Source organism: Hyphomonas sp. UBA4494 (assembly GCF_002388935.1).
GTDB lineage: Bacteria > Pseudomonadota > Alphaproteobacteria > Caulobacterales > Hyphomonadaceae > Hyphomonas.
In genome coordinates this window covers 17,180-37,466 of sequence record NZ_DGNK01000014.1, presented here as the reverse complement: position 1 = coordinate 37,466, position 20,287 = coordinate 17,180, and the positions used below count along the sequence as shown (strand labels likewise).

General features: G+C 59.0%; 20 protein-coding genes and 1 tRNA gene. 11 read left to right on the top strand and 10 right to left on the bottom strand.

Going from position 1 to position 20,287, the window contains the following annotated elements:
- Positions 1-62 precede the first annotated feature (62 nt).
- Positions 63-2,633, bottom strand: coding sequence for a TonB-dependent receptor (locus B2P82_RS05965; RefSeq protein ID WP_290495767.1), 2,571 nt, complete (start codon positions 2,631-2,633; stop codon positions 63-65).
- A gap of 252 nt (positions 2,634-2,885) precedes the next feature.
- Here B2P82_RS05965 and B2P82_RS05960 point away from each other — a divergent pair, with 252 nt between their 5' ends.
- A complete protein-coding gene (locus tag B2P82_RS05960; RefSeq protein WP_290495766.1) occupies positions 2,886-4,508 on the top strand; it encodes a BCCT family transporter in 1,623 nt (540 codons plus the stop codon).
- A gap of 15 nt (positions 4,509-4,523) precedes the next feature.
- Here the strand turns inward: B2P82_RS05960 and B2P82_RS05955 are convergent, their stop codons facing one another.
- The 4 genes from B2P82_RS05955 to B2P82_RS05940 form a co-directional block, all read right to left on the bottom strand.
- Positions 4,524-5,813, bottom strand: coding sequence for a hypothetical protein (locus B2P82_RS05955; protein ID WP_290495764.1), 1,290 nt, complete (start codon positions 5,811-5,813; stop codon positions 4,524-4,526).
- A gap of 118 nt (positions 5,814-5,931) precedes the next feature.
- Positions 5,932-6,008: transfer RNA gene (locus B2P82_RS05950), tRNA-Arg, on the bottom strand.
- Between the two features lie 68 nt (positions 6,009-6,076).
- The gene (locus B2P82_RS05945) at positions 6,077-7,045 is read right to left on the bottom strand and encodes a serine protease (RefSeq protein ID WP_084333497.1); all 969 of its coding nucleotides are present in this window, start codon (positions 7,043-7,045) and stop codon (positions 6,077-6,079) included.
- A complete protein-coding gene (locus tag B2P82_RS05940; RefSeq protein WP_290495763.1) occupies positions 7,045-8,025 on the bottom strand; it encodes a P1 family peptidase in 981 nt (326 codons plus the stop codon). Before B2P82_RS05940 ends, B2P82_RS05945 begins: the two co-directional genes overlap by 1 nt.
- Before the next feature lie 80 nt (positions 8,026-8,105).
- On the opposite strand from B2P82_RS05940, the gene ggt reads away from it, so the two are divergent.
- Positions 8,106-9,923: a gamma-glutamyltransferase gene (ggt, locus tag B2P82_RS05935; RefSeq protein ID WP_290495762.1), complete on the top strand. Its 1,818-nt coding sequence runs from the start codon at positions 8,106-8,108 to the stop codon at positions 9,921-9,923.
- 5 nt (positions 9,924-9,928) lie between these two features.
- Positions 9,929-10,519 carry a thymidine kinase gene (locus tag B2P82_RS05930; RefSeq protein ID WP_206992005.1) on the top strand — a complete coding sequence of 197 codons (591 nt, stop codon included), beginning with the start codon at positions 9,929-9,931 and terminating at the stop codon, positions 10,517-10,519.
- Here B2P82_RS05930 and hemW read toward each other — a convergent pair whose 3' ends face one another.
- Complete coding sequence (gene hemW / locus B2P82_RS05925; RefSeq protein WP_290495760.1) at positions 10,520-11,692, bottom strand: radical SAM family heme chaperone HemW; 1,173 nt, start codon at positions 11,690-11,692, stop codon at positions 10,520-10,522.
- Positions 11,689-12,297, bottom strand: coding sequence for an RdgB/HAM1 family non-canonical purine NTP pyrophosphatase (rdgB, locus tag B2P82_RS05920; protein ID WP_349679731.1), 609 nt, complete (start codon positions 12,295-12,297; stop codon positions 11,689-11,691). The genes hemW and rdgB overlap by 4 nt, the downstream gene beginning before the upstream one ends.
- Positions 12,298-12,430: 133 nt before the next feature.
- On the opposite strand from rdgB, the gene B2P82_RS05915 reads away from it, so the two are divergent.
- From B2P82_RS05915 to B2P82_RS05895, 5 genes are all read left to right on the top strand, one after another.
- Positions 12,431-12,952 carry a DUF2975 domain-containing protein gene (locus B2P82_RS05915; RefSeq protein ID WP_242517450.1) on the top strand — a complete coding sequence of 174 codons (522 nt, stop codon included), beginning with the start codon at positions 12,431-12,433 and terminating at the stop codon, positions 12,950-12,952.
- Positions 12,953-12,963: 11 nt separating this feature from the next.
- Positions 12,964-13,203, top strand: coding sequence for a helix-turn-helix domain-containing protein (locus tag B2P82_RS05910; protein WP_027839066.1), 240 nt, complete (start codon positions 12,964-12,966; stop codon positions 13,201-13,203).
- A complete protein-coding gene (locus B2P82_RS05905; RefSeq protein WP_290495756.1) occupies positions 13,204-13,590 on the top strand; it encodes a hypothetical protein in 387 nt (128 codons plus the stop codon). It begins immediately after the preceding gene.
- 42 nt (positions 13,591-13,632) lie between these two features.
- Positions 13,633-14,130: a CreA family protein gene (locus B2P82_RS05900; protein WP_206992001.1), complete on the top strand. Its 498-nt coding sequence runs from the start codon at positions 13,633-13,635 to the stop codon at positions 14,128-14,130.
- Positions 14,131-14,197: 67 nt separating this feature from the next.
- Positions 14,198-14,638, top strand: a complete 441-nt coding sequence (locus B2P82_RS05895) for a group III truncated hemoglobin (RefSeq protein WP_034816928.1) — start codon at positions 14,198-14,200, stop codon at positions 14,636-14,638.
- Here B2P82_RS05895 and rph read toward each other — a convergent pair.
- Positions 14,635-15,360, bottom strand: coding sequence for a ribonuclease PH (gene rph, locus B2P82_RS05890; RefSeq protein ID WP_256434947.1), 726 nt, complete (start codon positions 15,358-15,360; stop codon positions 14,635-14,637). The genes B2P82_RS05895 and rph overlap by 4 nt on opposite strands.
- 89 nt (positions 15,361-15,449) lie before the next feature.
- Between rph and B2P82_RS05885 the strand changes: the two genes are divergently transcribed.
- The 3 genes from B2P82_RS05885 (at position 15,450) to B2P82_RS05875 (ending at position 18,888) form a co-directional block, all read left to right on the top strand.
- Complete coding sequence (locus B2P82_RS05885; RefSeq protein ID WP_290495754.1) at positions 15,450-17,120, top strand: formate--tetrahydrofolate ligase; 1,671 nt, start codon at positions 15,450-15,452, stop codon at positions 17,118-17,120.
- Positions 17,121-17,185: 65 nt separating this feature from the next.
- Entirely contained in the window at positions 17,186-18,277 is a 1,092-nt protein-coding gene (hrcA, locus tag B2P82_RS05880) for a heat-inducible transcriptional repressor HrcA (protein ID WP_206991998.1), read from the top strand.
- On the top strand, positions 18,274-18,888 hold the full coding sequence (locus B2P82_RS05875; protein WP_034816921.1) for a nucleotide exchange factor GrpE: 615 nt from the start codon (positions 18,274-18,276) through the stop codon (positions 18,886-18,888). The genes hrcA and B2P82_RS05875 overlap by 4 nt, the downstream gene beginning before the upstream one ends.
- On the opposite strand, the gene B2P82_RS05870 is transcribed toward B2P82_RS05875, so the two are convergent.
- Entirely contained in the window at positions 18,889-19,725 is an 837-nt protein-coding gene (locus B2P82_RS05870) for an SMP-30/gluconolactonase/LRE family protein (protein WP_290495752.1), read from the bottom strand.
- Positions 19,726-19,801: 76 nt separating this feature from the next.
- Complete coding sequence (locus B2P82_RS05865; RefSeq protein ID WP_051608005.1) at positions 19,802-20,014, bottom strand: DUF2061 domain-containing protein; 213 nt, start codon at positions 20,012-20,014, stop codon at positions 19,802-19,804.
- Positions 20,015-20,287 lie beyond the last annotated feature (273 nt).

The following is a 20,287-nucleotide window of genomic DNA, read 5'->3' as shown; positions in this document are numbered from 1 at the left end:
CAAATAAAAGCAGCGCCCTGAACCTGTCAGGGCGCTGCTTCAGTATCAAGTAGGCGTATGTCCTAGTAGTCGTAGGAAACGCGAATACCGATTGTGCGCGGGCGCATTGGCGTGATGCGTTCGCGGTCATAAACGAAGCTGCCACTAAGCTCGGCATACTCGTTGGTCAGGTTCGAGGCGAAGATCTCCGCGCCCCAATTGTCGCCCGCGACGCCCATCGAGCCGCCCAGGGTGACATAGCCATCAAGGTCCATCTTGTTGATTTCGATGACATCACTGACGGAGTCGTCGGAGAACACGATCTGCGGCATGACATGCGCGGTGAGGCGCTGGCCAGCCACTTCCTGCTCGAGATCCCACTCATACCGAACACGCAGATTGCCCTGGTAGGCTGGCGCGAAGGCAAGGTCGGAACCTTCTACAACGTCATCTGTCGGCACGAGCACTTCGGTGATCTCGGTGTCGAGAAGCGAGAACGCACCTGCAATGGTCAGGCCGTCAACCGAGGCCGGCGCCCAGGTGAAGTCGCCTTCAAGGCCCTGGATCTCGGCATTGGCTGCGTTGTCGGAGAAGAACAGGTTCACGATCGAAGGATCGAAGATTGTGGTCTGCAGACCTTCAATGTCGACGAAGAAGGCTGACCCGTTGAAACGCAGCGAATTGTCGAACAGTTCGGTTTTCCAGCCGAGCTCGTAATTCTTCACTTCGTCCGTATCGACAGCATATGGCACGGTGTAGCCGCCTGGGCCGGAAGCACCGCCCGGACGGTTCAACAAGCCGGCACGGAAGCCTTCCGAGTATGTGGCGTAGAACATCACGTCGTCCGACGGCGTCCACTCGCCCGTCAGCTTGTAGATCATACCGTCGGTTGACGCCTTGTCCGGCGTCCCTGCCGGGCCGTTCGGACCATACAGGAACGAAATGTTCGTACCGAACACTTGCTGGTCGGTATCTGCGAACAGGTTGAAGAAGGACGAGTTGGCACTTCCTTCAAGGTCGACTTCGACGTCATAGTATCGTGCGCCAGCCGTGATGGCGAACTGGTCAGAGATGTCGAAGGTGGTCTCGCCGAAGAGGCCCATCTGCTGATCGGTGCGCAGAATATCGTTTCGGAAGATAACGCCTTCCGGGAACGGACCGGCAACGCTGTAGTAACCGGGGGACGCACTGCCGATTTCGCCTGTTACGTCCGTTTGCGTCAGCGGATAGTTCGGGGCAAAGCCGATCGATCCGTCTGTATAGGCCACCTGCGTTGAGCCCGGATAGACGAAGTCGTTACGCTCAGCCAGTTCCAGATCGCTGTAGAAGGCGCCGAAGGTGGCGCGCCAGCGATTCTCGCTCGGCGTATTGAAGCGCAACTCATGCGTCTGCACTTTCGTCTCACTGTGTGAGTTCACGAACAGGTTCGGCGCGTAGCAGTTGCCCGTCGGCGCACCCGCTGGATAGGTGACCGAGTAGTCACAGATATAGTAAGGCAGGTACTGGCCGACAAAGAGATAGTCGGAATAATCGACCGTCTGGTCTGTCGCGCGGTCCGTATACGCACCGGTATAGAGCGCCTCAAGCGCGCCGATGCGGCCTTCCAGCGTCCATGAAGTGTTGTGGAACTTGTCTTCGATATTCTCCGGTGTGAAACGGACAATATCATAGTCATCCAGTTCGGGATCTGCGGCGAACACACCGTCGGACTCGATCTGCTGCTGAGCATGCGTGATCAGCAGGTCCCAATCTTCATTGATCTGGTACATGCCGCTCAAGCGAAAGCCCTGATAGGTGACATCATTGATGTCATTCTCGACAATGTTGCTGTTGTTTGCGTCAACGAAATTGACACCAGACAGATCAGCGCCTGCCTGGAAGCCTTCGCGCTGGGCACTCACGGGCACGCCATTGCCACGCACAGTGCCTTCGGTACGGAACCGGGCGGAGTCGCGTACAGACAATGTGCCGCCGACATTGTCGATATAGCCACCTTGAGTGTCACTATAGACGACCCCACGCAGCGCCAGCTTGTCATTGACGGGCACATTGATCATGGCCTCGACACTGTTGCTCATCTCACCGCCATCGGTGAACGAGGTGGACGCATTGAACCCGGCATCAAAGCCACTGAAGGACGGCTTGTTGGTAATCATGCGGACCGTACCGGCCTGCGAGCTTGAGCCGAACAGTGTGCCCTGAGGTCCGGACAAGACCTCTACGCGCTCGATATCGGCTGCATAGACGTCCAAATTCCGGCCCGGCTGGGCCAGCGGCTGCTCGTCGAGATAAAAGCTGACATTGGGGGCGAGACCGGCGACGCCTGCAACCGTCAGGTTTGGCGTGGTGGATGCGAGACCACGAATATAGATTGTATTCTGACCGGGGCCGGAACCACCTGCCGTGACGCCAGGCAGCTGGACAAGATAGTCCGAGAAATTCTTGACGCCGAGCTCTCTGAGCTGCTGCTCGCCGAGCGCCGTAACTGCGACGGGCACGTCCTGTGCGCTTTCCGAACGCTTGGTCGCCGTGATGGTCACTGTTTGAAGCCGTTTCGCGCTCGCTGGTTCCGCTGGAGCGTCCTGCGCCAATGCAACCGGCGCGACCAGTCCAGCCATCGCAATCAGCGAGGCCCCGTACTTGAGTCTATTCATGTGTGTTCCCTTTGGGTCGTCTCCAGCCATGGCGCGCCAGAATAAGCGGCGCGGCTCGGTACACATGGCTGCTCGATGGTTCCGAAGTACATTTTTATTTCGATGATAGAAAGGTTTCGCCCAGCTATTCGTCGGGTAACTACGGGAATCTTATGCAAACTGTTGCATCAAACCCTCACTCTTCACGATGGCGCGGACAGTTTCCTCAGAACAATGCTTTGATAATCGACGTATTTGCGGCACAAGCCCGGCATGGACACACAAGCCCCCGACACGCCGTCAGACCTGATTCCCGAGGACGAAGAAGCCCTTTTTGTCTACGAAACCGATTACGAGATCGGGCAGGACAATATCGAGGTCGCCGGGCTGAATATTCACAATCCTGTTTTCTTCCTGAGCGCCGGACTGATCATCGTCTTCTCCGGCCTCACGCTGCTCTTTCCGACAGTTTCGGCGGAGTATCTGACAGCGGCCCGAACCTGGACGCTGCAAAGCGCTGACTGGCTCTTCGCACTCACCGCCGTGCTCGTATTCGGCTTCTGCATCGCACTCACCATCAGTCCACTAGGAAAAATCCGGTTGGGCGGACCGACCGCGACGCCGGACTTCAGTATCATGTCCTGGGTGGCGATGCTGTTCGCGGCCGGCGTGGGTGTCGGATTCATGTTCTACGGCGCAGCCGAACCGCTTGCTTATTATACTGACTGGTATGGCATGCCGTTGAATGCCGAACCGCTTTCAGCCGAAGCGGAACGGCTCGCGTATAGCGCCACGATCTTCCATTGGGGGCTCGCGCCCTGGGCGATCTATGCCATTGTCGGGCTCGCACTCGGATTCTTTGCGCACAATAAGGGCCTGCCTCTCAGCATCCGTTCGGCTTTCTATCCTTTGCTCGGTGAGCGGGTCTGGGGCTGGCCGGGGCATATCATCGACCTGTTTGCGGTTGTCTCGACTGTGTTCGGCCTCGCAACGACCATCGGCATCGGCGCAACGCAGGCGACCAGTGGGCTAGCTTACTTGCTCGGCTTTGAGCCCAATGTCGGCATCCAGATCCTGCTTATTGTCGTGATGACAGGGCTTGCAGTCCTGTCCGTTCTTCGCGGTCTTGATGGCGGCGTCAAACTGCTCAGCAATATCAATATGGGCATCGCCTTTGCCCTGCTCGTCTTCGTGATCATTGCCGGACCAACCATCCTGATCTTTACCGGTATGGGCCAGAATTTGCTCGCCTATATGACCGACACGCCCGCCCTCACCAACTGGATACGGCGGCCGGACATCGCCTGGTTTCATGACTGGACCATATTCTATTGGGCCTGGTGGATNNTTGTCGGCATGTTCATCGCCCGCATTTCGAAGGGGCGGACAGTGCGCGAATATTTTGCGGTCGTTCTGTTTGCACCCGTCACAATTGGCATCATCTGGTTTACCGCGTTCGGCAAAACTGCGATCGCCCAATTCAAGACCGGCGAAGGCGAACTCGGCGAGGGCATGGGCAGCGCGTCTCTCGTCCTGTTCCAGATGCTGGCAGACCTGCCCTTCTCGGCCATCACGTCAGCCGCAGCCATCCTGCTGCTGGTCGTCTTCATCGTGACCTCGGCAGACTCCGGCGCACTGGTCGTCGACACGATCACCAGCGGCGGCAAGACAGATTCTCCCCGGCGCCAACGCGTATTCTGGGCCTGCTTGATCGGCCTGACAGCATCGGCCCTGCTCTATGGCGGCGGCACGGATGCGCTGCAGTCACTGCAGGCGGGCACAATCACGGCGGCCCTGCCCTTTACGCTGATCCTGCTGACCTGTTGTCTCAGCCTCTATATTGGCATGCGGGACGAATATCGCAGCATGAACCAGAGCGACGCGGCGGGGTTCTAACAGCCCGCCCTGCACTCAACAGTTCTTCCAGACGTCTCGGCAATAACTTGTATACACCCAGCCATTGATATTCACGACGGCCCTGTGGTCCTGCCCCGTTGCCCCTTCACCCGGAAACCAGCCAGCATGGCCGTAAACCACCTCGCCTGTGTCCAGCAGCAGAGTCACGACATGGCCATCGAAATAGTATTGCCCCGCAACGGGCCCTTCTGTGCCGCCACCGGGAAGAGATGACGCGCGCACATGCCCGGCCATGAACCGTCCATCCGGCAGGAAAAGGATGTCCCGCGGCTGAAGCTCGGACAGGGGAAGGTTCCCGGTTAAAACCTCATCGAAGCGCGCCCGGCCAATACCGATCCGCAGGTCCAACAACTCCCCTTTTGCAAACTTCCGATAGGTTTCGGCCTTTCGGTAAGTGAAACGCCCACGCTCGAAGGAAGCGCCCGTCCAGTCCGAGCTTCTTGAAAGACTCTTCATGTCCAAATCATCCGCAGATCCGCGCCAGAAGTACCGCTCGCATCCGAGCATGACCTTCCACGGTGACTCGACCTCATAAGGATCAAATAGCGCCGCATCCCAGTTCATGCAGGTGATCGCGCTTGCAGCAAAATCCTGCGATCGCTTCGGGAAGAGCACCAAAGTCTGGGTTTCGTCCTTGCCCGCAAAGCTGACCGCGTCGAAGCCGCCGCTGTCGATCATGCGCACCATGCCAACCGGCTTGCGATCCGGCGATACACGCTTTCCCAGCCCCTGAGCGCTCATGGCGGCCCGCACCTGGTCGCCCGTCATGCCGGCTTCGGAAACCTGAGCGCGGCCCATCAGGTACTCTATGACCTCCTGCATGATTTTATTGGACAGCACGGAAATACTCATCGCCGATGGCCCGGACGGCACGCCACCCAGTATCTTGTCCTCCTTGACGGCCTCATCAAGAATCAGCGCGCTTTGCAATCCCCCCGCTTCCCAGTGCCCCATCGAGAGAAGGGTGCATCTGGCGACCGGTCCCCCGCTGCGCGCGGAGAAACCTGCGAACGAGGTTTTTGTCTCGGCATTCGCCAAGGATGGGCAATCGGCCCGCCCGGCGAAAAAGCCCTTCACATACTCAAACTTTTCCTCATGCGTCAGGTTTGGCCGCACATCGCTGACGATGCCAACATTGATTCCCGGCAGGTCCGGTCGTGTCAGATAGATACTGTTGGGGGAAACCTCGACCGTCCATCCGGCCATTGGAATGTCCTGCGCACTCGCCGTCGGCAAGGCAGTGGCGAGCACGGCCATTCCAGCCGCGACACAAAACGAACGCATAAGAGTCCCCACACTTAGTTGCTTGTCGCAACAGTGTTCAACACGCGCGCGAACAGGGTCAACCCAATCCCCCGGAAAAACCGAAAGGGGCTCGTTTCAAATGTTCAAGGAAGGAAAATGGCACACCCGGAGCGATTCGAACGCCCGACCCCCAGATTCGTAGTCTGGTGCTCTATCCAGCTGAGCTACGGGTGCCTGCCGTTTGGAAGGCGGACACATACAGTGAGGAATCGGGGGATGCAAGCCTGTTTGCCACGCAACTGTCATTCCTCTGCAGTGGCGGCATCCCCGGCAGGTGCAATCCCTGTTACAGCGCTGATCCAACCCGAATATGCGCTGACCCGCATATAGATTCCCGGACTGTCCGGCCGGGCACACCCCAGTCCCCAGCTGACCACGCCTATCTGGACCGGGCCATGCTCATAACTGCGCAGCATGAGTGGTCCGCCGCTATCGCCCTGACACGAATCCACGCCTCCTGCGCCCGCGCAGATCTGCGTCTGGGGATCCACCGCCACACCAGTCAGCTCGTCCTGCAATCCATACTCAGAAATGCGTGCGGCGGTTTGCTTCTGGCAGGTCTGCGCATCGACCAAGGGCACATAGCCCTCCTGCAAAATCAGGCTCGGCGCGGTGACATGGCGACCCGTCCGACTGGTTCCAGCTTCGCTGCGAGCGGTTTCGCCAACCTTGCCATATCCTGCCACGAGTGTGTCGGCATATGACCCTGTCATATCAATGGCTGTCGCCGTCAATCCATCAAGCGACGCTACTTCACCTTCCCAGCGGCCTTCGATACGTAACAGGGCCAGATCATGTCCGCGCTCGGGATTGCCGGAATCATAGTCCGGATGAACAACGATCCTGGAGACCGGAAACAGTGCGCTCGATGGCACATCCATCAACGAGCCGCGACCTATGGCCAGCCCGACTGGCCCAAACCGCTCCATCGTGCGACCGGTTGCATCCGGAAAATACTGGACTGCACGCCCGTTGCTCTCAACGCGAATTCCTTCAACGCAATGTCCCGCCGTTATCGCCCATTCCGGAGAGATCATGGTTGCGCCGCATTCGTGGAATACGGACCGTCCTTGCAAGGCCTGCAGCGACGCCATGCCGGGCCAATCCGCAGGATCTGCTTCCTGACCACCCACAACACAGGCCGTGGCCAGCGCCAGCAATCCTGCTCCAATTCCGATCTTCCACCCGCGCTGCATACGCCTGTCCCTCATCAGCGATTGGCTTCATGCACCCCCCGTGCAATGGCCCGGGCGAGTGTGGAGGCGGCCAATTCTCCGATCCTCGCAATGAGTATGGCACGCTTCTCCTGCGAGGCAATCTGGCCTGACGACATTACGAACAAGGCATCTCCATCAAACGGCGCAAAGACTGGCCGGATGGCTCGAGAGAAGCCGGACAGCGCCATCTGCGCCACCCGCTTCGCTTCACTCGCTGTCAGAATCACATCCGTGGCGATGCAAGCGATGGTCGTGTTCTGGCCGAGCGCCGGATTGGACTTCGCGGCGCCCCAATCCTCTGCATCGGCGACATAATCTCCGGGTGGACGCTGGCCCCCGAATTCCCCATCAATCTCGAAGGGCCACGACCAGAACGCTTCTGTGCCGGGCATGAAGACTGATCCGAAACAGTTTACCCCGGCCAGCGCGCCAACGGTTATACCGTCATGCGTTACGATACTGGCAGAACCGGTCCCGCCTGCAAACGCTCCCGCCCGCGCACCATAGGCCGCCCCGGCCTGACCAAGCGCCAGCTCCGTGCCACGCGATCGATACGCCGCCAGGCCGAGGGCCGCATAAGGAGAAACTTCGCCCCAGTCCTTGTCGCCACCATTGGAAAGATCATAGAGGATCGCCGCTGGCACAATCGGCGTTCGCGGCACGCTCATTAACGGCACGAGCGCGAAACCGCGCCCCTCCTGCTTCAGTCCTGACGCCACGCCGTCTGCCGCTGCGAGACCGAATGCGCTGCCGCCGGAGAGACAGACCGCGTCGATGCCATCGACCAGCATGCCCGCCGATAGAAGGTCGGTTTCGCGCGTGCCGGGGCCTCCGCCGGACACTGCCACCGCCGCGATCGCAGGTGCATCCGGCACGATCACGCTGACACCTGAACGGACACTGGCATCCTCAGCCTGCCCAACCTTTATGCCCGGCACGTCCGTAATGGTATTTCTTGCGCCTGGTTTTGCCATAAGCTGCGGCCCTGTCTTTCCCTTGTGAGGCATGTTTCATAAGGTCTGCTGCAACACACGCCAAGCTGAAGGGGCACTTTATGAGCCGTTTGCCGATTCTCCTCGCCTGTATTGGACTCTCCGCCTGTGCGCCGGGCGACGATAGACCGTTCAACGCGACCGAAGAAGCGAGCCGCGCTGCTGAGGCTGCCGCCCAGTCCGTAGAAGAAGGTGTCACAGCGGCTGAAGCCCCAGCCACGAACGCCTGGACGAAAGGCGCCATGGTCGCCGCAGCGGACCCTCGCGCGGTCGAGGCGGGTCTCGAAATGTTGCGTCAGGGCGGATCGGCGATTGATGCGGCCATCGCCGTGCACTCAGTGCTTGGATTGGTCGAACCTCAAAGCTCCGGCATCGGCGGTGGTGCCTTCATGGTCTACTATGATCGTGCCAAGGACGAGATAACCGTTTTTGATGGACGCGAAGTTGCCCCCGCATCCACGACGCCGGACCATTTCATGAAGGATGGCAAGCCGCTTGGGTTCCTTGAAGCCTGGCAGTCCGGCAAGGCCGTTGGCGTGCCCGGCCAGATTGCGCTCTACAAGACTTCTCACGAAGCGGCTGGCAAACTCGAATGGGACGCCTTGTTCCAACCAGCCATCAAACTGGCTGAAGATGGGTTCGAAGTCTCACCACGCCTTGCCGGTCTGTTGGTCAATCCGCGCCTGCGCGGCGCAGTACGGCTCGACGATCTGTCTGCCTCATCCGAGTATTTCTATCCGGGTGGAGAGCCGCTGCCCGTCGGCTTCATCCGTACCAATCCGGACTATGCCGCGACATTGTCTGCCATCGCGGATTCCGGGCCAGCCGCTTTCTACGAAGGCGACATTGCACAAGCCATCGTGGACGCGGTCAACGGGGATGCTGTTCCGGGCGATATGAGCCTCGAAGATCTCTCGACCTATTCCGTCAAAGTCAGGCCAGCCCTTTGCGGTGATCGGGCAGATCACTATCGCATCTGCTCGGCACCACCCCCTTCTTCCGGCGGCGTGACGCAGAACATGATCATGGGACTCTATGATTTGCTGGAGCCAACCGACGAGACGAGCATGACCGAAGAAGGCTACCTCAAAGCCTTTGTCGACGCCCAACGCCTCGCCTATGCGGACCGCGATCATTATCTGGCCGATGCTGATTTCGTCCCGGTACCATCGAAAGACCTGATCAATCCGGCCTATCTGCGCGTCCGCGCCAAAGAAGCCTTCGCACCGGATGCGGCCTCCTTCCCGGGTGATCCCGGCATTGCGCTTGGACGAGACCCAATCCGCCCGCTCTGGGGAGAAGACGCCACCGAGCACGCGCCCGGCACCACGCACATCTCCATTGTGGATGCAGATGGCAACGCCGTCTCCATGACCGCCACCGTCGAAGCGGCTTTCGGCTCGTCCCTCATGGTTCACGGCTTCATGCTGAACAATGAGCTGACAGATTTCTCCCGCGAGCCGACAAAGGGCACCAAGCCCGTCGCGAACGCACCCGGCCCATTGAAACGGCCTCGCAGTTCGATGTCTCCAACAATCGTCTTCGATCCCGATGGTGACCTGTTCATGGTCACCGGATCACCGGGCGGCAATTCCATCGTGGCCTATGTCTCGAAAACGCTTGTTGGGGTTCTTGAGTGGGGCAAGACAGCTCAGGAAGCCATCGAACTGCCGAACATTATCGCGCGCGGTGATACTGTTGGCGTGGAAATCGATGTTCCAGGTGGCATGGAAGCCGCCGAAGCCTTACGTGAAATGGGATATGATGTGGAAGAACGTGAAGGCGAAAATTCCGGCCTTCATGTCATCATTGTGAGGGAGGATGGCCTCGAAGGCGGCGCCGATCCGCGCCGGGAAGGCGTTGCGAAGCATCTGGATTAGGCTTCATGGCCAAGCTCTATTTCTCCTATGCCGCAATGAATGCCGGCAAGTCGACGATCCTGTTGCAGGCGGCCTACAACTACCGCGAACGCGGTATGGAGGTTCTTCTCCTCACATCCGCGCTCTACAAGGATGATGAGGAAGGGCACATTTCATCCCGGATTGGCATCGGCGCCGACGCGGTTCTCTATACGGCGGACACGGACCTGTATGCGCTTATCGGCGATGCGATGGCCGGTCACAAGATGAGCGCGATATTCGTCGATGAGGCGCAATTCCTGACCAAGACGCAAGCTTGGCAGCTCGCGCGTGTCGCGGACCATCTGAATGTACCGGTGCTGGCCTATGGCCTGCGAACCGATTTCCAGGGAGAACTGTTCGAAGGTTCGGCCGCGCTGCTGGCGATTGCCGACTCGCTGCGGGAGATCCGCACAATCTGCGAGTGCGGCCGGAAGGCCACGATGGTTGTGCGGCTTGGTCCGGATGGAAAAGCCCTTACCGAAGGCGAACAGGTCAGCATCGCCAAGGCGACCTACTTGTCGCTTTGCCGCCGCCATTGGGAGGAACGCATGGGACGCTTCCCACCTGCGCCTTGATCAGGGAGACAGTTCAGCAGTCAGGGCATCTGCGAGAAGCCGTCCGCGCGCGGTAAGGGCGAGCCTTGGTCCGTCTTGCACCATCCAGCCTTCTTCGACGAACACATCTATCTTGGCCTGCGAGAGCGTCCGGCCTGAAATGCTTTCGATCCTCGTCCGGTCGATCCCGGATGATGGTCGCAATCCCATGGCCAGCAACTCTCTTGCATTGTCTAGCGGGTACAGCTTGGACGCCTCAGACCATCCCGACGCAAGAGCTTGCACGTTTGCGATATAGGCCGCCGGCTGACGCTCAGCCTCTGAGGCATAACGGTTTCCACCTACGCTGAGCCGACCATGCGCACCAGGACCCACACCGATCCAGTCACCGCCATTCCAGTAGATGTTGTTGTGACGAGACCGGTATTCTTCCGACATGGCATGATTGGAGATCTCGTAAGCAGGCAAGCCGGCTGCAGAAAGCACATCTTGCGTCAGCTCGTACAAATCGGCCTGGTCATCGTCGTCCATCGGAGTCATCTGGCCGCGAGCCGCCGCCTTGCCGAAGGCCGTACGCTCCTCGATCGTCAGTTCGTACAGGGATATATGGGGCGCACCATACTCCAGAACATCTGCAAGCTCCGCCTGCCACTCATCCTCTGACTGGCCGGGTCGGGCATAGATCAGGTCGATTGAGACATTCGGGAATATCTTCATGGCCCGCTTCAAGGCTGCGCGCGCGACGTCGCTATCGTGATCACGGCCCAAAAAAGCCAATGCATGATCCCGAAGAGATTGTATGCCGATGGAAAGCCGGTTGATACCTGCCACCTTCAGCCCCTCAAGGTCCATGCGCATGATGTCATTCGGATTGGCTTCAATTGTAATTTCAGCATCATGTTTCAGGCCGAAACTGTCACCGGCAGCAGTGACCAGCCCGGCAATGGCGTCGGGGGCCAGCAAGGATGGCGTCCCTCCCCCAAGATAAAGACTGTCCGCCGCCCCATGCTCTGGCATGCGCGGACGATGGATCTCGATATCTTTCCGGATTGCCTTCAACAAGGGTTCCGGGTCGCGGTCCTTGGCTGCGTACACATTGAAGTCGCAGTAAGGGCAGATCTTTGCACAGTACGGCCAGTGGATGTAGACACCGAATCCATATTGTGGACCGAACTGAGCGGATTCCGTCGTCACGATAGCAGCGCCGCTTTGAGCTTCTCGACGGCCCGTGCGCGGTGGCTCATCGCGTGTTTCAAAGCGGGCTCCATTTCGCCAAACGTGATCGATTCCCCTTCTGCGACAAAAACAGGATCGTATCCGAAGCCCTTGTCCCCACGTGGCGGCCAGGTCAGCTCCCCATGGACTTCGCCCTCAAACACCTCCGCATGACCGTCTGGCCAGACAATGGCCAGCGCGCAGACAAATTTCGCCGAACGGTCGGTGGCGCCAATATCATCGAGTTCGCGCTGAACTTTCTCCATCGCCTTGCCAAAGTCGCGCGGTTCGCCCGCCCATCGGGCTGAGTAAATGCCCGGCGCGCCGCCCAAAGCTGTAACAGACAGGCCAGAATCGTCGGACAGCGCCGGAGCACCCGTAGCCTCGGCCGCCGCCCGCGCCTTGAGGATTGCATTGCCGGCAAACGTCGCTTCGGTTTCTTCCGGTTCGGGCAAGTCGAGCTCAATCGCCGAGACGACCTCAAAGCCCAGAGGCGCGAACAGATCCGTCAGCTCGGATACTTTGCCCTTATTATGGGTCGCCGCGACCAGCCGTCCGGGCGAGAGCCTTCGAATCATGCTAATTTCACCCATTCTGTATTGGCCCTATTCTTGCTTTTGTCATTAAAGTATATATCGTTATTCGGTAAGCCTTGCGTCTTTAGCGATAAAGTCGAGCGGCTCCATGTCAACAACGCCGGAAGGTGAAAAGATACGCATGAGTACAAACGCGGGAAACTCCATGGCCGCCATCATGACCGTGCTGGTGACGATTGTCATGTGGATGACTGCCCTCATCGGCGCAATCGTTATTCTCGCAGCCGGGATAGAATTGATCTCCATGCTGTCAGGCAATCCAATCAATATTGGCGGCATCAAGATCGACGACCATGATATCAGCGTGCACGAACTCAGCGCCGGCCTGCTCGGCGCCGTCGTGGTGGTCGCTGCGGTCGTCTTTGTCTGTCTTGAATTGCGCAAGATCCTCGCAACCCTGTCTGCAGGTGACCCGTTCGTACCGGATAATGCTGGTCGGCTCACACGAATCGCCATTGCCATCGCCGTGACACAACTGATGCGGTACGCGATCGCATTGGTGATCGGACTGACAGCCGAAGGGGCAAAAATACAATTGTCTTTCGACCTTATCGCATGGGCATCGGTTGCGGCGCTCTTCATCCTGTCCCAAGTCTTCCGTGAGGGCACCCGCCTTCGCGACGAAGAAAAAATGACGATTTAGGAGCACAGGATATGTCCATACGCGTAACCCTCGACCGAGTGCTTCTAGATCGCCGCATGTCTCTGACGGAGCTATCAGAACGCGTTGGCGTAACGCTGGCCAATCTTTCGATCCTGAAAACCGGCAAGGCCAAAGCAGTGCGGTTCTCCACACTTGAAGCCTTGTGCCGGGAACTGGACTGCCAGCCAGGTGATTTGCTTGTCTTCGACGACGAGGATTCGGCGGACCATGAACAAGTCGCGGCCGAATAGGTGACGCGTCTCCGCCTCCTGCCGTTCGAACCAGGCGATGTCGTTTCGGTCCGGTTTGGAGTGGTCCTGTCGCATTATGGCGTAGTGACCTCCCGCGGGACAATCATCAGCAATTCCCGCCTGCATGATGGTGTCGTCGAACAAAGCCCCGATCAGTTTTCGACCGGTCGTGAGATTCGCCTGCACCGTCGCTACAGCTCGCAGGATGGCCACCTCGTGGAAAGCCGCGCCCGTCGCCAGCTCGGCCGTGACTATGATCTGTTCGGCTCCAATTGCGGCCATCTCGTCCGCCATGCGCACCGCCGCAAGCCGACGCCAATGCAGATTGGGGCAGCGACTGTCCGCGCATTGGGCGACATGCTATCCAGCAAGCGAAATCCTTACTGACTCAGACAAGGAACGTCGAAGGCCTTTCGGCGTAGCTACAGCATGACCCACAAGATTGCCTGCGCGATGCTCGCCCTGATCCTGCCCCTTGCTGCGTGTGGCGGTGACAAGGAAGTCGGCGAATTCAAGAATGACTGGCTCGGCAACGAGATCAAGATCAAGCAGTTACAGGACCCCGATATTCAAGGCATCGTCTGCCATCTCTCTTATTTTGATCGTGGCGTCTGGGACAGGCTTGGCAAGGGCAACTGGTTTGAAAACCCTTCCAATTCCTCGATATCATGCCTTCAGTCGGGCCCGATCCGCATCGGTCGGATTGATCTGGACAAGTCCGGCGAGGAAGTGTTCGACCAAAACCAGAGCCTGGTCTTCAAGCAACTTGCCGTCCGCCGGATTTACGATGCCGATTCCGACAGCCTGATGTACGTCTCCTACAGCCGCAAGATCGTCGACGGCTCTGCCAAGATGAGCCTGTCGACCGTGCCGCTGTTTGGGCGTGATGTGACCTGGCAAAATGGGAAGCCGGCTTCCGGCAATTAGTCCACCGACACATGTTTTCGGCAATTACGTATGGACGCCGGACAGTTCGGCGCCCATGTGCGGCTGCATGACAATGAGAGTCCGATCTGCTGATGATCGTCGCCGCGAGATTCAGGAAAACGCCACGCGCCTCGGCATCGACGAGGCGTTCATTTCCGATCTTGTCGAGCGGTTCTATGCCCGCGTCCGCGCCCACCCCCTTCTGGGCCCGGTTTTCGAGCAAGAGATCAGAGACCAGTGGCCATCCCACCTCGCCAAGTTGAAGGATTTCTGGTCGTCGGTGTCCATGAACACGGGTCGCTATTCCGGCAAGCCTTTCCCGGCCCATATGAAATTGACGGGCATCACGCCCGCCCATTTCAATATCTGGCTCGCCCTGTTCAGATTGACGCTGGAAGACCTGTCGGACAATCCGGAAACGGTGGACTACTTCATGGAACGCGCCAATCGCATAGCCCGCAGCTTTCAACTCGGCATGTTCGAACTGGGCAACGGCCCCGGCATTTAGCCCAGCGCGGCCTTCTGCGCGTCGAACAGTTCCATACAGCCTTTTTCCGCGAGTCTCAGCATTTCATCGAGCTCAGGACGGGTCATTGGGCGCTCTTCGCCGGTGCCTTGCACCTCGATAAAACCACCATCGGAACTCATCACGACATTCATGTCGGCTTCACCGCGTGAATCTTCCGGATAGTCGACATCCAGAACCGGGTGGTCCTGGTAGATGCCCACAGAAATGGCGGCCGCCTGCTTTGTGATTGGATCCGCAGAAATCACGCCTTCGGCGCGCAGGTAGCGACAGGCCATGGCCAAGGCAACAAATCCGCCGGTGATCGAAGCCGTGCGCGTGCCGCCATCGGCCTGCAACACGTCACAATCTATGGTGATCTGGTTCTCGCCCAGCGCCTTCAAGTCACACACTGAACGCAGGGAGCGACCAATCAGGCGCTGAATTTCCTGCGTGCGACCGGATTGTTTGCCGGAGGCTGCTTCCCGCCGACCGCGTGTATGTGTTGCGCGCGGCAACATGCCATACTCAGCGGTGACCCAGCCCTTGCCCTGCCCTTTCATCCAAGGCGGGACGTTCTTTTCCCAACTGGCGGTGCACAGGACATGCGTGTTGCCGAACTTGGCGAGGCATGAGCCTTCAGCATAGCGCGTGACATTAGTCTCCAGCGTCACGTCGCGAAGCTGGTCAAAAGCGCGTCCGGATGGACGAATAAGCGTGCTCATCTTGAATTCCTCATTGCTGCCCTGCCTGATTGCGGGTTTTGACGCGCCTGTCTACACCGGGAGAGAGGTTCATAACCGCCGGGGGAATCATGCCGACAGATATCGAGATCGCCAGAAGCGCCAAGAAGCGCCCTATTCACGAATTGGCCGAAGCGCTCGAGATCGATCCAGAAAACATTATACCCTATGGCCATGACAAGGCGAAGATCGCAACCGGTCACCTGACGGCGATAAAATCAAAGCCCAATGGCAAGCTGATCCTGGTCACCGCGATCAACCCGACACCTGCTGGCGAAGGCAAGACCACAACCAGTGTCGGACTGACAGACGCAATGAACCGGATCGGCGAGCGTACCTTGCTCTGCCTCCGTGAACCTTCGCTCGGCCCCTGTTTCGGGATGAAGGGCGGAGCCACAGGCGGCGGCCAGGCGCAAGTGGTGCCGATGGAGGACATCAACCTCCACTTCACGGGTGACTTCCACGCGATCACCTCCGCCCACAACTTGCTTGCTGCCATGATCGACAATCACGTCCATTGGGGCGGGGACAGCGGTATCGATCCCACACGGATCACATGGCGCCGCATCATGGACATGAATGACCGCAATCTGCGCAGTGTCGTAACGGGCCTCGGCGGCAGCCCGAATGGCACACCGATGGAAACCGGCTTCGACATCACTGTCGCATCCGAAATCATGGCAATCCTCTGCCTGGCAAAGGATGCCCACGACTTGCAAGCCCGGCTGGAGCGCATGGTGATCGGCTATCGCCGGGGGCGCGTGCCTGTCACGGCGAAAGACATGAATGCGGTCGGTGCCATGATGGTCCTTCTGAAGGACGCCATGCTGCCCAATCTGGTCCAGACCTTGGAGGGCAACCCAGCACTCATTCATGGCGGCCCGTTTGCCAATATTGCGCATGGCTGCAGCTCTGTGCTCGCCACGCAAGCCGCACTCAAGATGGCAGATTTCGTCGTAACAGAAGCTGGCTTCGGAGCAGATCTCGGCGCGGAGAAGTTCTTCAATATCAAATGCCGCCAGGCTGGCCTCGCGCCCAGCGCTGCGGTGCTAGTCGCGACCGTTCGCGCGCTGAAGATGCATGGCGGCATCGCCAAGGAAGACGCCGGCACCGTTAGTTATGACTCGCTCGAAAAGGGCCTTGCCAATCTTGGCCGCCATATCGAGAACATGAAACAGTTCAACGTCCCGGTCGTCGTGGCAATCAACCGGTTTACCTCGGACACATCCGGTGAAATCGCCGCAATTGAAGCCTACTGTGCCCAACAGGACGTACCTGTCTCCGTCTGCACGCACTGGGCTGAAGGGGGGCATGGCGCCGAACACCTTGCGCACACAGTTGCCAATCTTGCGCGAAACGCACCGGCAGATTTCGAACCGCTCTATCCGCCGGAAATGCCTCTCTTTGACAAGATCGAAACCGTGGCCCGGCGCATCTATCGTGCCAGCCATGTCGAGACGACCCCTTCGGTACGCAACCAGCTGGAACGTTGGGAAAAGGCAGGCTTCGGCCATTTCCCTGTCTGTATGGCAAAGACGCCCTACAGTTTTTCAAGCGATGCCAAACTGATTGGCGCGCCCGTAGACCATGTTCTCAAGCTTCGTGACGTGCGCCTGTCTGCGGGTGCGGGGTTCGTCGTGGGGATCTGTGGTGACATTGTCACCATGCCGGGTCTTCCCCGCCAGCCTGCTGCGGAAAACATGCACCTCAACACCCTGGGTCAAATCGAAGGCCTTTCCTGATTGGTGCTCAGCAGGCGGGATGAAACCTGTTGAACGCAGCGCGGCACACGCCTAATCAATAAGGGATGATCCAGCCACTCGACACGCAATCCCTGTTGCAGCGCCTTGACCAGCGTTCACGCGACATTTTCCGTGAGATTGTCGAAGGCTATCTGACCACAGGCGAGCCTGTCGGCTCCCGCACCTTGTCGAAAAGCGGGATAGCCCTCTCTCCTGCCTCCATCCGCAATGTGATGGCGGATCTGACTGAACTCGGCCTGCTGGAATCGCCCCACATCTCTGCCGGACGCGCGCCGACCCATACCGGCCTGCGCCTGTTCGTCGACGGCTTTCTCGAAATCGGAGAGCCCAGCCGCGCCGACCGTATGGAGATTGATGACCGCCTCAAGTCGGCGGGCACCAATATCGAAGCGGTCATGGGCGAAGCCTCGAATATCCTGTCCGGCCTGACCGGCGGTGCAGGCCTGGTCACGTCCCCAACCCGCGACGCCGTGGTCAGGCATGCCGAATTCGTACCGCTCGGCGGACGCGAAGCGCTCTGCGTCATCGTCACAGAGGATGGCGATGTCGAGAACCGTATCGTTGAAGTGCCCGAAGGGCTGCCGGCAACGACGCTGATCGAGGCGGGTAATTATCTCTCAACGCGCGTGCGCGGTCGCACCCTGACGGAAGTCGCCAGCGATATCCGTCAGGAATTGCGCTCGCATCGCGCCGCGCTGGATCAGGCCGCATCCTCGCTGGTGGAACAGGGACTGGCGCAATGGAGCGGTGATGCACCCGGACGGGGACGCTCCCTGATCGTGAGAGGCCGTGCCAATTTGCTCGAAGACGCACAGGCCGCAGAAGATCTCGACCGGGTACGCCAGCTGTTCAACGAGCTTGAACGCCAGCAAAGCTTGCTCGATATCCTCGACACAACCCGAGAAGCGGACGGTGTGCGGCTGTTCATTGGTGCGGAGAACCAGCTTTTCCCGCTATCGGGTTCAAGTGTGATTGTGGCTCCCTATATGGGAGGCGGAAAACAGGTTATTGGCGCACTGGGCGTGATCGGCCCCACCCGGCTGAACTATGCCCGCGTCATACCTATGGTCGATTATACGGCGAAAGTGGTCGGGGAACTCCTCTCCACACGCCGCAAAAAGGATACGCAAGGATGAGCGACGAAACCAAACCCGGCGAAACCGCTGAAATTGATTCCAATACTTCCAAGGCTGACCTCAAAGCGGCCGCGGACGATATCCTGAAGTCTGCGCCCAAGCAGGAAGACGCACCCGAAGCGCAAGCGGACGTGGATCCTGTGCAGCAACTTGAGATCGAGAAAGAAGAGCTGCGCGAGCAATTGCTGCGAACGCTGGCCGACCTCGACAATACGCGCAAGCGCGCCGAGCGTCAGGTGTCCGACGCGCGCGTCTACGCCATCGAGAAATTTGCCGGCGACCTGCTCAGCGTTTCGGATAACCTCTCCCGCGCCCTCGCCGCCCTGACCGATGAAGATCGCGCCGCCCTGTCAGAAGCTGGCCGGAACCTGTTCGAAGGCATCGAGATGACGGAGAAGGAGCTGCACACAGCCCTCGCCCGTCATGGCGTTACGGTGATTGCCGCCCTGCCCGGCGACACATTCGATCCGAACCTGCATCAGGCCGTTGCAAACATTCCGTCTGACCAGCCAAACGGCACCATCGCCTCCTGCTTCCAGCCCGGCTGGAAGATCGGCGAGCGCACCTTGCGCGCCGCCATGGTCGCGGTCAGCGCAGGCGCGGCGAACTGATCAACGCCCCACCTTCCACGCCGTAACGGTGTTCTGCCGCCAGTTCGGCACGATGACCGTATCGCCGATCACCGTCAGGTCATTCTGAGAGACCGGTTCATCAAACAGGGTGGCGACCGCGCCATCCTCGCCGACATAATGGATCTGGCCGGGCCAGGACGAGACGAGATAGCCGCCACCCGGAACGAGGCCGATCCCGTCGGCATTTTCCATGCCGGCGGCCATCTCGGTCAATTCGCCCTCTGCGGTCACGCTGAACAAGCTGCCGGTTGTCATGGTAGAGACCAGCATCCGGTCGCCATCGCCCAACAGGCCATTCACGCCCGCCAGCCGCTCATCCTGCAGCCAAAGCTCAGCCGTACCGTCTGATATCCGGTAGATCGCCGCATCGCCGGAATCCGATACATAGACCGCGCCGTTCCAGTCTGTCGCATCATTGAGAAATTTGGCGCCCTCAATACGGACCGAGTCCAATCGTTCGCCGTCTTCGACGTTGAACATCACCACGCTGTCAATGTCGGCGGCATATAGAGCCCCGTCCAGCACGGCCATGCCCTTGGGCGCGTCCAGTTTCGCTGCCCAGTATTGCGTCGTGATGTTGCCGTCGGCTGCAAGGTGAGAAATGTAGCCATTCCCATCCTTGTCAGTCCCCTCTCCGACCACGTTCGAAATGAAATATCCGCCATCCGGCGCTGCAGCGACGCCTTCGGGACTTTCAAAGCCTTCGGCAATCCATGCCTGCTCAATGCTCGCCACAGACAGCGCCTTGTTGACGGGTTCTGATGTGCAGGCCGCCACTAAAGAGATGGAAAAGATTGGAACAAAGGTGCGGATCATCTGGAGCCTCCCCGGCTTCTGCTTTTGGGCACTATGCCCAGCAGAATACGTGAACGTCCAGAAGTTCCGGAATAATTCAGCCCAGCGGCTCGGGCGCGGTGCGCCCACGGCCGGGCAGGCGCTCCCACAGGCGCTCATGAAACGTGTAGGCGAGGGTCTGCACGGCCGGTTCAATCATTCCGATGGCCAGCGCCGCATGCCAGTTACGCGTCAGGGCAAACGCCACGGCAATAGCGACCGTAAAGTGCATCAGGCTGTATGTGAGTGTCTTGATGAGTTGGCGCGGCATGATACTTCCTTTCACACCAACTGACATAGTGAGACTGAGAACCATTATCAAATAAATTGCTGTTGGGGTTGCTATAGGGCCGACCTATAGCAGCAATGCACCAAAATCCTGTACAGCTACGTATTGTTCCCCCCTTGAGACGCGCTAAACCCTTCCCATATCGCAAGACGAACCGGCGCACGGATCAAAACCGTTTCCGCCGCCTCATTTGAACCCTTGGAAAGAGCCACTGGCTGTCCGGGGCTGCTGAGCAGACCGCAACAGAACACGGCC